Below are 13907 nucleotides of genomic sequence, written 5' to 3'. Positions count from 1 at the left end.
CCCGCCGCCGTGTGCCGCTCAGTCCTGCAGCGCGGCCCACATTTCCTTGTCGCGCTGCGCAGTCCAGATGCGCGGATGCTCGATGCCGCTCGCCTCGTCGAACGCGCGCGACACGTCGAACGGCAAACAATGCTCGTAGATGAACACGTGGCCGAACTTCGGATCCATCGCTTCGCGCGTGAGCGCCATCGACGCCTTCAGGTCGAGATTGCGCTCCACGGCCTTGCGGCCCTGCGCGAGCAGCGTCGTGACGAAATCCTTCGTGTAGTCGAGGCCCTTGTTCACGTCGGCCGGATTCAGCAGCGCGGGGCCGCGGCCCGGCACGAGCTTCTCGGCGCCGAGCGCGCGCAGCGCCTCGAGCGTGGCCGGCCACTGTTCGAGCTGCGCGTCGCCGCAGTAGCACGCGGCGTCGTATTCGACGAGGTCGCCCGAGAACAGCACCTTCTGCGACGGCAGCCAGACGATCGTGTCGCCCTTCGTGTGGCCCGAGCCGACATGCATGATCTTCACTTCGAGCTTGCCGAGGAACAGCGTGATCTCGCGCTCGAACACGAGCGTCGGCCAGGTCAGGCCGGGCACCGTCTCGACGCCGGCGAACAGGCGCGGGAAGCGCTCGATCTCCGACTTCATGTCGGCCTCGCCGCGCTCGACGATCATCTCGTAGGTGCCGCGGCTCGCGATCACGTGCTGCGCGCCTTCGTCGAAATACGCGGACGCGCCGAGCACGCGCACCGCGTGGTAATGCGACAGCACCACGTGCTTGATCGGCTTGTCGGTCACGCTGCGGATCTTCGCGATCAGGTCCTGTGCCATCGCGGGCGTCGCGGTCGTGTCGACGATCAGCACGCTGTCGTCGCCGATGATCACGCCCGAGTTCGGGTCGCCCTCGGCGGTGTACGCGTACGCGTTCTCGGACAGCTTCGTCCACGTGACTTTCTTCTCTTCCAGATCGGCTTGGGAGGCGAATGCTTTGGCCATGTTGCGTTCCGTGGCTGCGAGCCATGTGTTGAGGGGTGTGAACGGATCATCGTCCCCGATCGATTATTTGTCAATGACAAATAGACTTGCTATTGTCCAATACGGGTAAACCTGCGGGCTGGCGCGATAAATGGCGTCGGATACCATGCGGGGTTTCGTCAACGGAAGAATCATCGCGTGCAGAACCACGAAGTCAGCGCGGACGACGCGCCGCCCAAGGCGCAGCGCGGGATCCAGAGTGTCGAGGTCGGCGGCCGGCTGCTCGACGCGCTCGCGCGCCGGCGCAAGCCGCTCGGCCTGTCGGAGCTGGCAGCGGCAGCCGACCTGTCGACCGCGCAGGCGCACACCTATCTCGTCAGCCTGACGCGGCTCGCGCTCGTGAAGCGCGACGCGATCACCGGCAACTACGAGCCGGGCCCGTTGTCGCTGCGGCTGGGGCTGATGTCGATCGAGCGCCAGCCGGCCTATCGCGCGGCGCTGCCGCACGCGGCTCGGCTCGCGGAAGCGGTGGGCTTGAGCGTCGCGCTGTCGGTGCCGGGCGTGCTCGGCCCGACGATCGTGCGCATCGAGCACGGCGGCTATCCGCTGCACGTGAACCTGCACGTCGGCTCGGTGATGTCGCTCGACACGACGGCGACCGGCCGCGTGTTCCGCGCGTTCGGCGATCCTGCGCAAACCGATGCGATGGCGGCCAGCCATGCCGGCGCGGGCGATACGCTCGCGGGCGCCGAAAGCACGCAACCCACGCAGGATGCCGGAGCGCAACTGGCCGAACTCGACGCGATCCGCGCGCGCGGCATCGAACGCAGCGTCGACCTGCCGAGCCCCGGTGTCAGCGCGATGTGCGTGCCGGTATTCGACGCGCACGGGCGCCTGCAGCTCGCGTTGACGGTGATCGGTTCGAGCGGGTCGATCGATGTCGGCTGGGATGGCCCGATCGCGACCGCGTTGCGCGATGCGGCGCGGCAGGCCACCGCGTCGCTCGGCGCGGCAGTTTCGGAACCGCCGCCCGCCCCCTCGGCGGGCGCACCGCGCGTGCCGCCCGCGCTGGCCGACGACGCGAAAGCGCAGCGCGGAATCAACGCGCTCGACAGCACCGGCGAGCTGCTGCTCGCGCTGGTATCGGCGGGCCGTGCGCTGCCGCTGCGCGATCTCGCGGCGGCGGCCGGCATGCCGGCGGCGAAGGCGTTTCCGCATCTCGTCAGCCTGCAGAAGATCGGCCTGCTGAGCCGCGACGACGCCGGCTGCTTCGACGGCGGCCCGCTCGGGCAGGCGCTCGGCCTGATCGCGATGCAGCGCGTGTCGCCGACGCGCGACGCGGAAGCCGAGATCGTCGCGCTGGCCGCCGCGACCGACATGAGCGTGGCCGCCGCGACGCTCGGGCCGCTCGGCCCGACCGTGATCCGCCTCGAGGAATCGGCGCGGCCGCAGCACGTGAGCCTGCAGGTCGGCACCGTGATGTCGCTCGTCAATACGGCGATCGGCCGGATCTTCGCGGCCGGCATGTCCGACGACGTACTGGCCGACCTGCTCGCCAACGAGCCCGTACGCCTCGCCGGCAGCGGCCCCGCCCAGGCCGACGATGCATTCCGCGCGCGGCTCGCGGCGATCCGCGCGGACGCGCTCGATTTCGCGTTCGACGCGCCGGTGCCGGGCATCGGGACGGTCGCCGCGCCCGTGTTCGATCACACCGGCAGCATCCGGCTCGTGATCGCGATCATCGGCTCGTCGCGCGGCTTCCCGCGCGGGCCGGACAGCGACCTCGCTCAGACGCTGCTCGCCGCGACGCGGCGACTGTCGTGGCGGTTCGGGTGGATCGGCCGGTAATCGCCGCATCGCCGCCTTCCTCTCCGTCGCTCGATTCCCGCTCCTTTCTCCTTGCAAGGCCGTGCTTGCCACGGCCAGGTCACGCGTGGCCGCGACCTGGCGGACCGCCCCAATTCATGTTGCGCAGCGGCAACACAAATTGTCAGTAATTCTCATATAACGAAATCGCATTTCACAACGCGGAGACGTTTCGCTATGATTAGGGTTATCCCTAACTCGCCACCTATATGGGGCTTCGTCATGCAAACGTCTAATGTCTCCGATCGTTCCACCCAATCCACTGGCTGGCTCGCACGTGTTGGCGAGCTGCTTGCGGAAGCCTGGCAGCTCCACCTCGAGAACTGCGAAGTCATCGCCGAAGCACACGCGCGCCTTCCGCGCTGAACGGAACGATCAGCCGCCAGCCGGCGCGATGACCTGCCGGATCCGCTTGTGCGGACGCACGCCGCGAGGTCGCTGCGTCCGGCACAAGAATATCTGGCAGGCCACGCGGAAACTGGCCGGGCTTGCCCCGGGGTTGAATGCGCTCACCGCCTCGGGAGCGTTGAGGTCGGTTTGAGGTCCGGCACCGATCGGTATCGGCGCGGTTTTGTCCGCAGGCGGCCCGGACGGCTACCGTTATCCGGTCGGCGCGCGATTGCGCCGGATCGTTGCGGACGGAAGATTCATCCGTTTTGTCTACCCGCGTGCGGTTCCACGCCGAACGCCGTCCCTGGCGGCGGATCGCCGGATTTCTCCGCGCCATCGCGCAGTTGCATGCGCCGTCGTTTCAACGACGGCCGCGCCCCTTCTCCGCCCCCTCACACCTGGATCGAAGGCACGTCCTTCATGCAGCGCAGCGCGAACATCGAGCGGCTGTGACGGATGCTCGAGATCTTGTACAGCTTTTCGCGCAGGAACCGCTCGTAGCCGGCCGTGCCGTCCACGGCGACCTTGATCCAGTAGTCGTATTCACCCGACACCAGATACGCCTCGAGCACTTCCGGCAGCGCGGCCAGTTCCGCGCCGAAACGCGCGAGCGCGTCGTCTTCGTGGCGATCGAGCGTGACTTCGAGGATCACGATGTCCGCGTAGCCGAGCATGCGCTGGTTGACCAGCGCGACGTAACCGTCGATGTAGCCGTCGACTTCGAGCTGCCGCGTGCGGTTCCAGCACGCGGTCGTCGACATGCCGATCTGTTCGGCAAGTTCGGCGTTCGACAGCCGCGCATTTTTCTGCAATGCACCAAGGATCTTGCGGTCCTGATTGTCGAGCGTTTTCGGCGTGCGTTCGCGGATAGCCATGATGAAAAGAATCTTCTACTGAAAATCAGCATTCTATCTGAACAAGATTCCGGTTTCGGGCCGTTTTACTGGAAAACAGGAAGCCTTTTAACCGGCTCGCTTGATACATTTTCACCATGCCTGTTGCCCGGCACGCTCCCCGCGACAACCCCTTCGCACCGGGACGCACGGCCGCAATCACGAGTTGCGGTGCCGGACAAGCAGGCATGCGATTCCCCGCCGCCCGCACGCCTATCCGACCGCGTGCGGAGCCGGTGCCTGCATCCCCGTTCTCGCACTTCCCGTCATGTCGTTCAGGCTTTATCTGTCGTTCCTTGCTGCTTCCGTCGTTCTCATCTACGCGCCCGGCCCCGTCAACCTGCTCACGATGAACCAGGCGCTGCGCGCCGGCTGGCGCCGCGCGCTGCCGTGCGTGTGGGGCGGCACGCTCGCCGTGCTGCTGCAACTCGCGTTGACCGCGCTGTGCCTGAATTCGCTGGTCCACATCGACGAACACGCGCTCACCGTGCTGCGCTGGGCCGGCGCCGCGTATCTCGTGTGGCTCGGCGGCAAGCAATGGCTCGGCCGCTCGCCGGTCAACGCGCCCGCCGCATCGGCGGAAGTCGCAGCCAGGGCTGGAGCTGGAGCCACGATCGTCCCGCAGGACGCCGACACCGGACGCGCGCTGTTCTGGCGCGGCGTCGCGACGTCGGGCCTGAATCCGAAGACGCTGCTGTTCTTTCCGTCGTTCTTTCCGCAGTTCATCAGCCCGAACGCCGACTGGAGCCTGAACCTTCAATACCTGCTGCTCGCCGCAACGTTCGCGCTGCTGTTCGCGGGCGGCGTCGCGTCGATGGCGCTGTTCTCGCACCGGCTGAGCCGCGCGTTGCGGCGGCCGGCGCGGATGCGCGCGATGAACCGCGTGACGGGCGGGCTGCTCGTCGGGATGGGCGCGATCATGGTCGGCTGGAACTGAGCAAGCAGCGCAACCTCGAACGGCTGCGGCTGCCGAAACCCGACACGGTGTTTTCGCCGCGGCAACTCGCGGGCGAGCTGCTCGCAAGCACGCTCAACGACGAACCGGGCGACAAGTCGGTGATCTCGAATCTGGTGTTCGGGACCGCCGATGCCGCCTGCCCCAGTGAACCGCCGGCCCAGTGAGCCGTTGAGCCGTTGAGCCGTTGAGCCGTTGAGCCGTTGAGCCGCTAACCGTGTGACCCGGAGCGGTCGGCGCTCGACCGGTACAATCGCGCGATGTCCGAATTGCTCACTTACGGCGGCCTGTTCGCCGTGTCGATGGTCGCCGCGACCCTGTTGCCGCTCCAGTCCGAAGCCGTGCTCGCCGGCCTGCTGCTCGCCGGGCGCGAGCCTGTGTGGGCGCTGGTGCTCGTCGCGAGCCTCGGCAATGTCGCCGGCTCCGCGATCAACTGGGCGCTCGGGCGCGGCATCGAGCACTTCCGCGACCGCCGCTGGTTTCCGGTCAAGCCGTCCGCGCTCGCACGCGCCGAACGCTGGTATGCGCGCTACGGCCGCTGGTCGCTGCTGCTGAGCTGGGCGCCGGTGATCGGCGATCCGCTGACGATGATCGCCGGCGTGCTGCGCGAGCCGCTGCCGACCTTTCTCGCGATCGTCACGCTCGCGAAGGTCGGCCGCTACCTGGCCGTCGCGTGGCTCGTGACGTACTGACGGTACTGACGCGACCTTTCCTCCGTCGATGGCGCCCGCTTGCGCCGCCACCGGCTTCGCAACGCTAAAGAATCCGCCGAAGCTGCCGTATTCCTTACAGTCTGCGGTGACGCGTGCGTTCCGCCCCTCTCCCACCCCACTCAGGATGCCGTATGAGATTGACCCAATTGGGCCGGGTGAGCGTCGGCGCGCGCCTGGCCGCGCTGGCGTGCACGCTCGTCGCACTGCTGTTCACCGTTTTCGCGTGGGCGCTCGCCCATTTCGCCAGCCAGCAACTCGCGGACGAGGCGCACGCGCGAATCGCCGACAAGGAGCAGTCGATCCGTGCGATGGTCGAGATGTTCGACAAGGCGCTGTCGGCCGAAGCCAGTCGCGCGATGTCGCTGTTCGCGAGTTTCCTGCCGGCCGATTTCTCGCTCGACCCGGCGCGCACCGTCGACATCGGCGGCGTCGCCGCGCCCACGCTGTCCGCGGGCGGCCAGCCGCTCGACCTCGATTACTCGATTCCCGACCAGTTCCTGAAGAAAAGCGGCGCGATCGCGACGATCTTCGCGCGCGACGGCGACGATTTCGTGCGCATCACGACGTCGCTGAAGAAACAGGACGGGGCACGCGCGGTCGGCACACGCCTCGATCGCGCGAGCCCCGCGTACGCGCCGCTCGTCGCCGGGCGCAGCTACACGGGCCTTGCCAAACTGTTCGGCCGGCAATACATCACGCAGTACAAGCCGGTCACCGATGCAAGCGGCCGCGTGATCGGCGCACTGTTCGTCGGGCTCGACGTCGGCGCCGAGTTGCAAGTCGTCCAGGACGGCATCCGTGCGTTGAAGGTCGGCGAGAACGGCTACTACTTCGTGCTCGACGCCTCGCCGGGCGCATCGCGCGGCACCTTCGTCGTCCATCCCGATGCAGCCGGCCAACGCGCCGACGACGCGCGCGCGCCGTACACGCAGATGCTCGCGGCCGGCCACGGCCGGCTCGCGTATACGTCGGCCGACCCGGCCGCGCACGACAGCCGGCCAACCGCGAAATTCATGTCGTTCACGACGGTTCCGCAGTGGCAGTGGCTGGTCGGCGGCATCGCGATCGACGACGAACTGCTGGCCGGCATGCGCACCCTCCGCGATCGATTCCTGATGATCGCAGCCGTGCTCGTCGCGGCGTTCGCGGCGCTGTTCGTCGTCGTCGTGAGGCGCGTCGTGAGCCGGCCGCTCGATGCGGCGGCACGCGCGTCCGAACGCTACGCGGCGGGCGACCTCAGCGTGCGGATCCGCGACGGCGAGACGACACGCGGCGCCACGCGCAACGACGAGATCGGCCGGCTCGTGCAGGCGGTCGACGGGATCGGCGACGGCCTGGCGCGGATCGTCGCGCAGGTGCGCAGCGGCTCGGCCGACATCGCGCGCGGCATGGTCGGCATCGCGGCCGGCAGCGGCGACATCGCCGCGCGGATCGCGACACAGGCGAGCAGCGTCGAACAGACGGCGGCCAGCATGGAGCAGATCACGGCCGCCGTGCAGCAGAACGCCGAGCACGCGGCGCAAGCGAACGCGCTGGTCGCGAACGCATCGGCGGCCGCGACCGACGGCGACGAGGCCGTGCAGCGCGTGGTCGCGACGATGGACGAAATCGGCCGCGCAACGCGCCGGATCGCCGAAATCACGGGCGCGATCGAAGGCATCGCGTTCCAGACCAACATCCTGGCGCTGAACGCAGCCGTCGAGGCCGCGCGCGCAGGCGAGCACGGCAAGGGCTTCGCGGTGGTCGCGGCCGAAGTGCGCGCGCTCGCCCAGCGCAGCGCGGCCGCGGTCAAGGAAATCGACGCGCTGAGCGCCGAATCGTCGACGACCGTCGAACAGGGGTACCGAATCGCGGACGCGGCGCGCGGCACGATGCGCGACATCGTCGCGCGCGTCGATCAGGTCAGCACGCTGATCGGCGAGATCAGCGCCGCGTCGCGAGAACAATCGACCGGTATCGAGCAGGTGAACCAGGCCGTCACGCAGATCGGGGAGACCACGCAGCAGAACGCGACGCTGATCTCGGACGCCGAACGCGCGGCCGTCGCACTGCGCGACCAGGCCGCGCAACTGTCGGAAGCCGTCAGCGTGTTCCGGCTCGAACGCGACGCATGAACGTCGACCGGCGGCGGCCGCTCGCCGCCTACTTCTTGTCGCCCGCCAGGTCGATCGCCTTGTCCGAGCCGACCGCATTGCGCAGCTGGAACTTCTGGATCTTGCCGGTCGACGTTTTCGGCAGCTCGCCGAAGCGCACGGCCTTAGGCACCTTGAAGCCCGCGAGCAGTTGCCGGCAGTGCGCGACGATCTCCTCCTCGGTCGCGCGCGCGCCTTCGCGCAGCTCGACGAACGCGCACGGCACCTCGCCCCATTTCGGGTCGGGCATCGCGACCACCGCCGCAACGGCGACGGCCGGATGCCGGTACAGCGCGTCCTCGACCTCGATGCTCGAGATGTTCTCGCCGCCCGAGATGATGATGTCCTTGCGGCGATCCTTGATGCGGATATAGCCGTCCGGCGTCAGCACGCCGAGATCGCCGGTATGGAACCAGCCGCCGTGGAACGCCTCGTCGGTCGCGTGCGGGTTCTTCAGGTAGCCCTTCATGCAGATGTTGCCGCGGAACATGATCTCGCCGAGCGTCTCGCCGTCGGCCGGCACCGGCGCCATCGTGTCGGGATCGAGCACCGTCGCGCCCGCTTCGAGGTGGTAGCGCACGCCCTGGCGCGCATTGAGCCGCGCGCGCTCTTCATCGGGCAGCGCTTCCCAGTGCGCCTGCTTCGCGCACACGGTCGCCGGGCCGTAGACCTCGGTCAGCCCGTACACGTGCAGCAGGTCGAAGCCGATCTCCTTCATCTTCGCGATCACCGCCGGCGCGGGCGCCGCGCCCGCGACCATCGCGTGCACCGTATGGTCGATGCCTTCGCGGAATTCGGCCGGCGCGTTCGCGATCGCGCTCTGCACGATCGGTGCGCCGCAATAGTGCGTGATGCGTTCGCTGCGAATCAGGTCGAACACGGTCTTCGCGTCGAACTTGCGCAGGCAGACGTTCACGCCCGCACGCGCCGCGACGGCCCACGGGAAGCACCAGCCGTTGCAGTGGAACATCGGCAGCGTCCACAGATACACCGCGTGCTTCGGCATGTCCCATTCGAGGATGTTGCTGATCGCCGCCAGATACGCGCCGCGATGGTGGTAGACCACGCCCTTCGGGTCGCCGGTCGTGCCGGACGTGTAGTTCAGCGCGATCGCGTCCCATTCGTCGGCGGGCGGCGTCCATGCGTAGTCGGCGTCACCGCCGGCGACAAACGCTTCATAGTCGATCGCGCCCGCGAAGCGCTCGGGATCGGCCGGCATCGCATCGGCGACGCTGACGATCTTCAGGCCCGGCACCTCGAGCGCCGCGCGATGCGCGAGCTCCGCGTATTCGGTGTCGACGATCAGCACCTTCGCCTCGCCGTGACGCAGCATGAAGATCACCGACGGCACGTCGAGCCGCGTGTTGATCGTGTTCAGCACCGCGCCGGCCATCGGCACGCCGAAGTGCGCCTCGACCATCGCCGGGATGTTCGGCAGCAGCGCCGCGACGGTGTCGCCGCGCCCGACGCCGGCCTGCGCGAGCGCGCTCGCCAACTGCTTCGCGCGCGTGTAGGTCTCGCCCCACGTGCGCCGCACGTCGCCGTGCACGATCGCGAGGCGCTCGCCGTAGACTTCCGCCGTCCGGACCAGGAAGTCGATCGGGGTGAGCGGTACGTAATTGGCATCGCGGCGGCCGAGCCCGGCCTCGAACATCTGCGTCATGATCCTGTCTCCCGTGTTCTGTCGACCGGTGTGCATGCACCCCGGATCGCTTTGATGTGGTTCAATTGCCGACAGCCTAACGGGCGTTATTGTGAGCCGTCTGTCATCGAAACGACAGAGTGCCTTTCGAGCACCGCGCGTTATCCCTAACCTCGCAAACCCGCACCCATGCACGATCACCACGTTGCGCCGCCCGACGCGGCCGCCCACCCGGCCGACGCGCTTCCCGAACCGGGCCCGCTGCCGGCGCTGTCGACGCTGTTCGGCCAGTGCGCGTGGTTCCGCACGCTCGCGCCCGAACACCAGGCGCTGGTGCTCGCGCAGTCGCATGTCGAGCAGTGCGAGGCCGGCGACGTGATCGCGCACCGGCTCGCGCCGTCCGAATACTGGATCGGCGTGCATCGCGGGCTGCTGAAGCTTGCGATCTTCAACGCGTCGGGGCGCGGCTGCACGTTTTCGGGGGTGCCGTCGGGCGGCTGGTTCGGCGAAGGCAGCGTGATCAAGCGCGAACTGCGCAAGTACGAGGTCGTCGCGATCCAGCGCTCGACCGTGCTGTTCGTGCCGGTCGACACGTTCCATGCGCTGCTCGACACGAGCCTGCCGTTCACGCGCTTCGTGATCCACCAGTTGAACAACCGGATGGGCGAATTCATCGCGTCGATCCAGAACAGCCGGCTGCTCGACGTCGATGCGCGCGTCGCGCAGGCGCTCGCGCAACTCTTCAATCCGGACCTGTACCCGGACACCGGCCCGTCGCTGTCGATCTCGCAGGAGGAACTGGGGATGCTCGTCGGCGTGTCGCGGCAGCGGATCAATCAGGCGCTGCAGCAGCTCGAGAAGCTCGGCGCGCTGCGGCTCGCGTACAACCAGATCGAGGTCGTCGATCTGGGCGCGCTCGCGCGTTTCGGGATGGAGCAGATCTGAGCGCGGCGCGATGAGCGAAACCGTCGCCGGCACGACGCGCGCATCCGGTGCCGCGGCGGTTCGCCGGTCGCGGCATGCGCGCGCATTTCATCTGCGGAATCGGCCGGCGGCGTCCGCGCGCCCAACCTGACAATCCCGCCAGTTTCGCGACAGTAACCCGTTCCACGCCGACGCCTATCATTCGGGTTCCCCTCACCGACGCCTGATCACCGCCTGTCCCGCTGCCTCCATGTGGATCGTCAATCTCGCGCTCAGGCGCCCCTACACGTTCATCGTGATGGCCATCATGATCGTGCTGGCCACGCCGCTTGCGCTGATGCGCACGCCGGTCGACGTGCTGCCCGCGATCAACATCCCCGTGATCAGCGTGATCTGGAATTACAGCGGCTTCTCCGCGACGGAGATGACGAACCGCATCACGGCCGTGCATGAACGAATCCTGACGACGACCGTCAACAACATCCAGCATGTCGAGTCGACGTCGCTGCCCGGCATCGCGGTCGTGAAGGTGTTCCTGCAGCCCGGCGCGAACGTGCAGACGGCGATCGCGCAGACGGTCTCGTCCGCGCAGGCGATCGTGCGGCAGATGCCGCAGGGCGCGACGCCGCCGCTCGTGATCACCTATTCCGCGTCGAGCATCCCGGTGATCCAGCTCGGGCTGTCGAGCACGACGCTCAGCGAACAGTCGCTCGCCGACATCGCGCTGAACTTCCTGCGCCCGCAACTGATCACGATTCCCGGTGCCCAGGTGCCGTTCCCGTACGGCGGCCGCACGCGCGTGGTCGCGATCGATCTCGATCCGCAGGCGCTGCTCGCGAAGGGCCTCACGCCGGCCGACATCGTCAACGCGGTCAACGCGCAGAATCTCGTGCTGCCGACCGGCACCGCGAAGATGGGCCAGACCGAATACCGGATCGACACGAACGCGTCGGCCGATACGGTCGCCGACATCAACAACCTGCCGATCCAGACCGTCAACGGCGCGACGACCTACCTGCGCGAGGTCGCGGCCGTGCGCGACGGCTTCGCGCCGCAAACCAACGTCGTGCGCCAGAACGGCCAGCGCGGCGTGCTCGTGTCGATCCTGAAAAGCGGCGACGCGTCGACGCTCAAGGTCGTGTCGGACCTGAAGGCGCTGCTGCCGAAGGTGATCCCGACGCTCCCCGAAGGGCTCACGATCACGCCGCTGTTCGACCAGTCGGTGTTCGTCAACGCGGCCGTGCAGGGCGTGATCCACGAGGCGCTGATCGCGGCCGTGCTGACCGCGATGATGATCCTGCTGTTCCTCGGCAACTGGCGCAGCACGCTGATCATCGCGATCTCGATTCCGCTGTCGATCTTCACGTCGCTGATCGCGCTGTCGGCGCTCGGCGAGACCATCAACATCATGACGCTCGGCGGGCTCGCGCTCGCGGTCGGGATCCTGGTCGACGACGCGACCGTCACGATCGAGAACATCGAGCGGCACCTGCATCTCGGTACGGACCTGCACGAGGCGATCCTCGAAGGCGCCGGCGAGATCGCGGTGCCCGCGTTCGTGTCGACGCTGTGCATCTGCATCGTGTTCGTGCCGATGTTCTTCCTGACGGGCGTCGCACGCTTCCTGTTCGTGCCGCTCGCGGAAGCCGTCGTGTTCGCGATGCTCGCGTCGTACGTGCTGTCGCGCACGCTCGTGCCGACGCTCGCGATGCTGCTGTTCCGCCCGCAGCAGGCAAGCACCGGCCCCGATCATGCGACGTCGCGTTTTGCGCGCCTCCATCATGCGTTCAACAACGCGTTCGAGCGGCTGCGCGCGTGGTACATCGTGCTGCTCAGCATGCTGCTCGTGCGCCGCCGCTTCTACGCGATGTGCTTCCTCGGCTTCTGCGTGCTGTCGACGGGCCTCGTGTTCGCGCTCGGCCGCGACTTCTTCCCGAATGCCGATTCCGGCAACATCCGGCTGCACATGCGCGCGCCGACCGGCTACCGGATCGAGGAAACCGCGCGCCTCGCCGACCGGGTCGAGCGCGTGATCCGCGAAGTCGTGCCGCCCGACGAACTCGGCGCGATCGTCGACAACCTCGGCCTGCCCGTCAGCGGCATCAACCTGTCGTACAGCAATGCCGGCACCATCGGCACGCTCGACGGCGAGCTGCTGATCGCGCTGAAGCCCGGCCACCGCGCGACCACGCACTACGTGCAGACGCTGCGCAAGCTGCTGCCCGAACGCTTCCCGGGCGTCGAATTCTTCTTCCAGCCGTCGGACATCATCACGCAGATCCTCAACTTCGGTCAGCCAGCCGCGATCGACGTGCAGGTGCTCGGCAACGATCTCGCGAGTAACATGACTATCGCGAGCAACCTGATGAAAAAGGTCAGGCAAATCCCCGGCGCCGTCGACGTGCACGTGCTGCAACGCAACGACGAGCCGACCCTGCTGGCCGACATGGATCGTACGCGCATGCAGCAGCTCAATCTCTCCGCGCAGAACGTCGCGCAGAACATGCTGATCTCGCTGTCCGGCAGTTCGCAGACGACGCCGTCGTTCTGGATCAACCCGAAAACGGGCGTCCAGTACCCGCTGCAGATCCAGACCCCGCAATACGACATCTCGTCGGTCGACGACCTGCTCGGCACGCCGATCTCGGCCAGCGGCCGCACGGGCATGCCGCTGCAACTGCTCGGCAACCTCGTGCAGGTGCGCACCGCCGCGAATCCGGCCGTGATCACGCACTACAACATCCGGCCGGCGATCGACCTGTACGTGAGCGTAGAGGGCCGCGACCTCGGCTCGGTCGCGGGCGAGATCGACCGCATCGTGTCCGACATGCGCGCGAGCCTGCCGCGCGGCACCGACCTGACGATGCGCGGCCAGATCGAGACGATGCGCACGTCGTATATCGGCCTCGGCGCGGGTGTCGCGATGGCGATCGTGCTCGTCTACCTGCTGATCGTCGTCAATTTCCAGTCGTGGCTCGACCCGCTGATCATCATCAGCGCGATGCCCGCCGCGCTCGCCGGCATCGCGTGGATGCTGTTCGTCACCGGCACGCACCTGAGCGTGCCCGCGCTGACGGGCGCGATCATGACGGTGGGCGTCGCGACCGCGAACAGCATTCTCGTGGTGTCGTTCGCGCGCCAGCGTCTCGCGGCCGGCGCGCCGCCGCTCACGGCCGCGCTGGAGGCCGGCGCGACGCGGATCCGGCCGGTGCTGATGACCGCGCTCGCGATGATCATCGGCATGGTGCCGATGGCGCTCGGTCTCGGCGAAGGCGCCGAGCAGAACGCGCCGCTCGGCCGCGCGGTGATCGGCGGGCTGCTGTTCGCAACCGTGTCGACCTTGCTGTTCGTGCCGCTCGTGTTCGGCGGCGTGCATTCGCGGCTGGCCCGCCGGCGCGCGCGCCAGGCCGGACACTGACTTTCGCCTATAGACCC

Annotated in this window: 9 protein-coding genes and 1 pseudogene; 7 read left to right on the top strand and 3 right to left on the bottom strand. The window is 67.9% G+C overall.

Going from position 1 to position 13907, the window contains the following annotated elements; genetic code table 11:
- Positions 1-18: 18 nt before the first annotated feature.
- Positions 19-978, bottom strand: a complete 960-nt coding sequence (locus ACNQQL_RS02390) for an MBL fold metallo-hydrolase (protein WP_347063068.1) — start codon at positions 976-978, stop codon at positions 19-21.
- A 177-nt stretch (positions 979-1155) separates the two neighbouring features.
- On the opposite strand from ACNQQL_RS02390, the gene ACNQQL_RS02385 reads away from it, so the two are divergent.
- Positions 1156-2805: an IclR family transcriptional regulator gene (locus ACNQQL_RS02385; protein ID WP_347063067.1), complete on the top strand. Its 1650-nt coding sequence runs from the start codon at positions 1156-1158 to the stop codon at positions 2803-2805.
- Between the two features lie 800 nt (positions 2806-3605).
- On the opposite strand, the gene ACNQQL_RS02380 is transcribed toward ACNQQL_RS02385, so the two are convergent.
- Positions 3606-4088: an Lrp/AsnC family transcriptional regulator gene (locus tag ACNQQL_RS02380; RefSeq protein WP_072436724.1), complete on the bottom strand. Its 483-nt coding sequence runs from the start codon at positions 4086-4088 to the stop codon at positions 3606-3608.
- A gap of 286 nt (positions 4089-4374) precedes the next feature.
- Here ACNQQL_RS02380 and ACNQQL_RS02375 point away from each other — a divergent pair, with 286 nt between their 5' ends.
- From ACNQQL_RS02375 to ACNQQL_RS02360, 4 genes and pseudogenes are all read left to right on the top strand, one after another.
- Complete coding sequence (locus ACNQQL_RS02375) at positions 4375-5043, top strand: LysE family translocator (protein WP_347063066.1); 669 nt, start codon at positions 4375-4377, stop codon at positions 5041-5043.
- A pseudogene (locus ACNQQL_RS02370) lies at positions 5040-5228 on the top strand (hypothetical protein); the annotation flags it as partial. The gene ACNQQL_RS02375 and the pseudogene ACNQQL_RS02370, both read left to right, overlap by 4 nt.
- 93 nt (positions 5229-5321) lie before the next feature.
- Entirely contained in the window at positions 5322-5753 is a 432-nt protein-coding gene (locus ACNQQL_RS02365) for a YqaA family protein (protein ID WP_072436722.1), read from the top strand.
- 152 nt (positions 5754-5905) lie between these two features.
- Positions 5906-7888 (top strand): Cache 3/Cache 2 fusion domain-containing protein, encoded by a 1983-nt coding sequence (locus tag ACNQQL_RS02360; protein WP_347063065.1) that lies wholly within the window; start codon positions 5906-5908, stop codon positions 7886-7888.
- 28 nt (positions 7889-7916) lie between these two features.
- Here the strand turns inward: ACNQQL_RS02360 and ACNQQL_RS02355 are convergent, their stop codons facing one another.
- Positions 7917-9569, bottom strand: a complete 1653-nt coding sequence (locus tag ACNQQL_RS02355) for an acyl-CoA synthetase (protein ID WP_347063064.1) — start codon at positions 9567-9569, stop codon at positions 7917-7919.
- 168 nt (positions 9570-9737) lie between these two features.
- Between ACNQQL_RS02355 and ACNQQL_RS02350 the strand changes: the two genes are divergently transcribed.
- Both ACNQQL_RS02350 and ACNQQL_RS02345 read left to right on the top strand, forming a co-directional pair.
- Positions 9738-10493, top strand: a complete 756-nt coding sequence (locus ACNQQL_RS02350; protein ID WP_072436719.1) for a Crp/Fnr family transcriptional regulator — start codon at positions 9738-9740, stop codon at positions 10491-10493.
- Positions 10494-10722: 229 nt separating this feature from the next.
- A complete protein-coding gene (locus ACNQQL_RS02345; protein ID WP_347063063.1) occupies positions 10723-13890 on the top strand; it encodes an efflux RND transporter permease subunit in 3168 nt (1055 codons plus the stop codon).
- Positions 13891-13907: the final 17 nt, after the last annotated feature.

The organism is Burkholderia sp. LFS061 (genome assembly GCF_047978125.1).
GTDB lineage: Bacteria > Pseudomonadota > Gammaproteobacteria > Burkholderiales > Burkholderiaceae > Burkholderia > Burkholderia pyrrocinia_C.
Note: the sequence above shows the minus strand (reverse complement) of the source record. Positions and strands in the feature narration are given on the sequence as shown.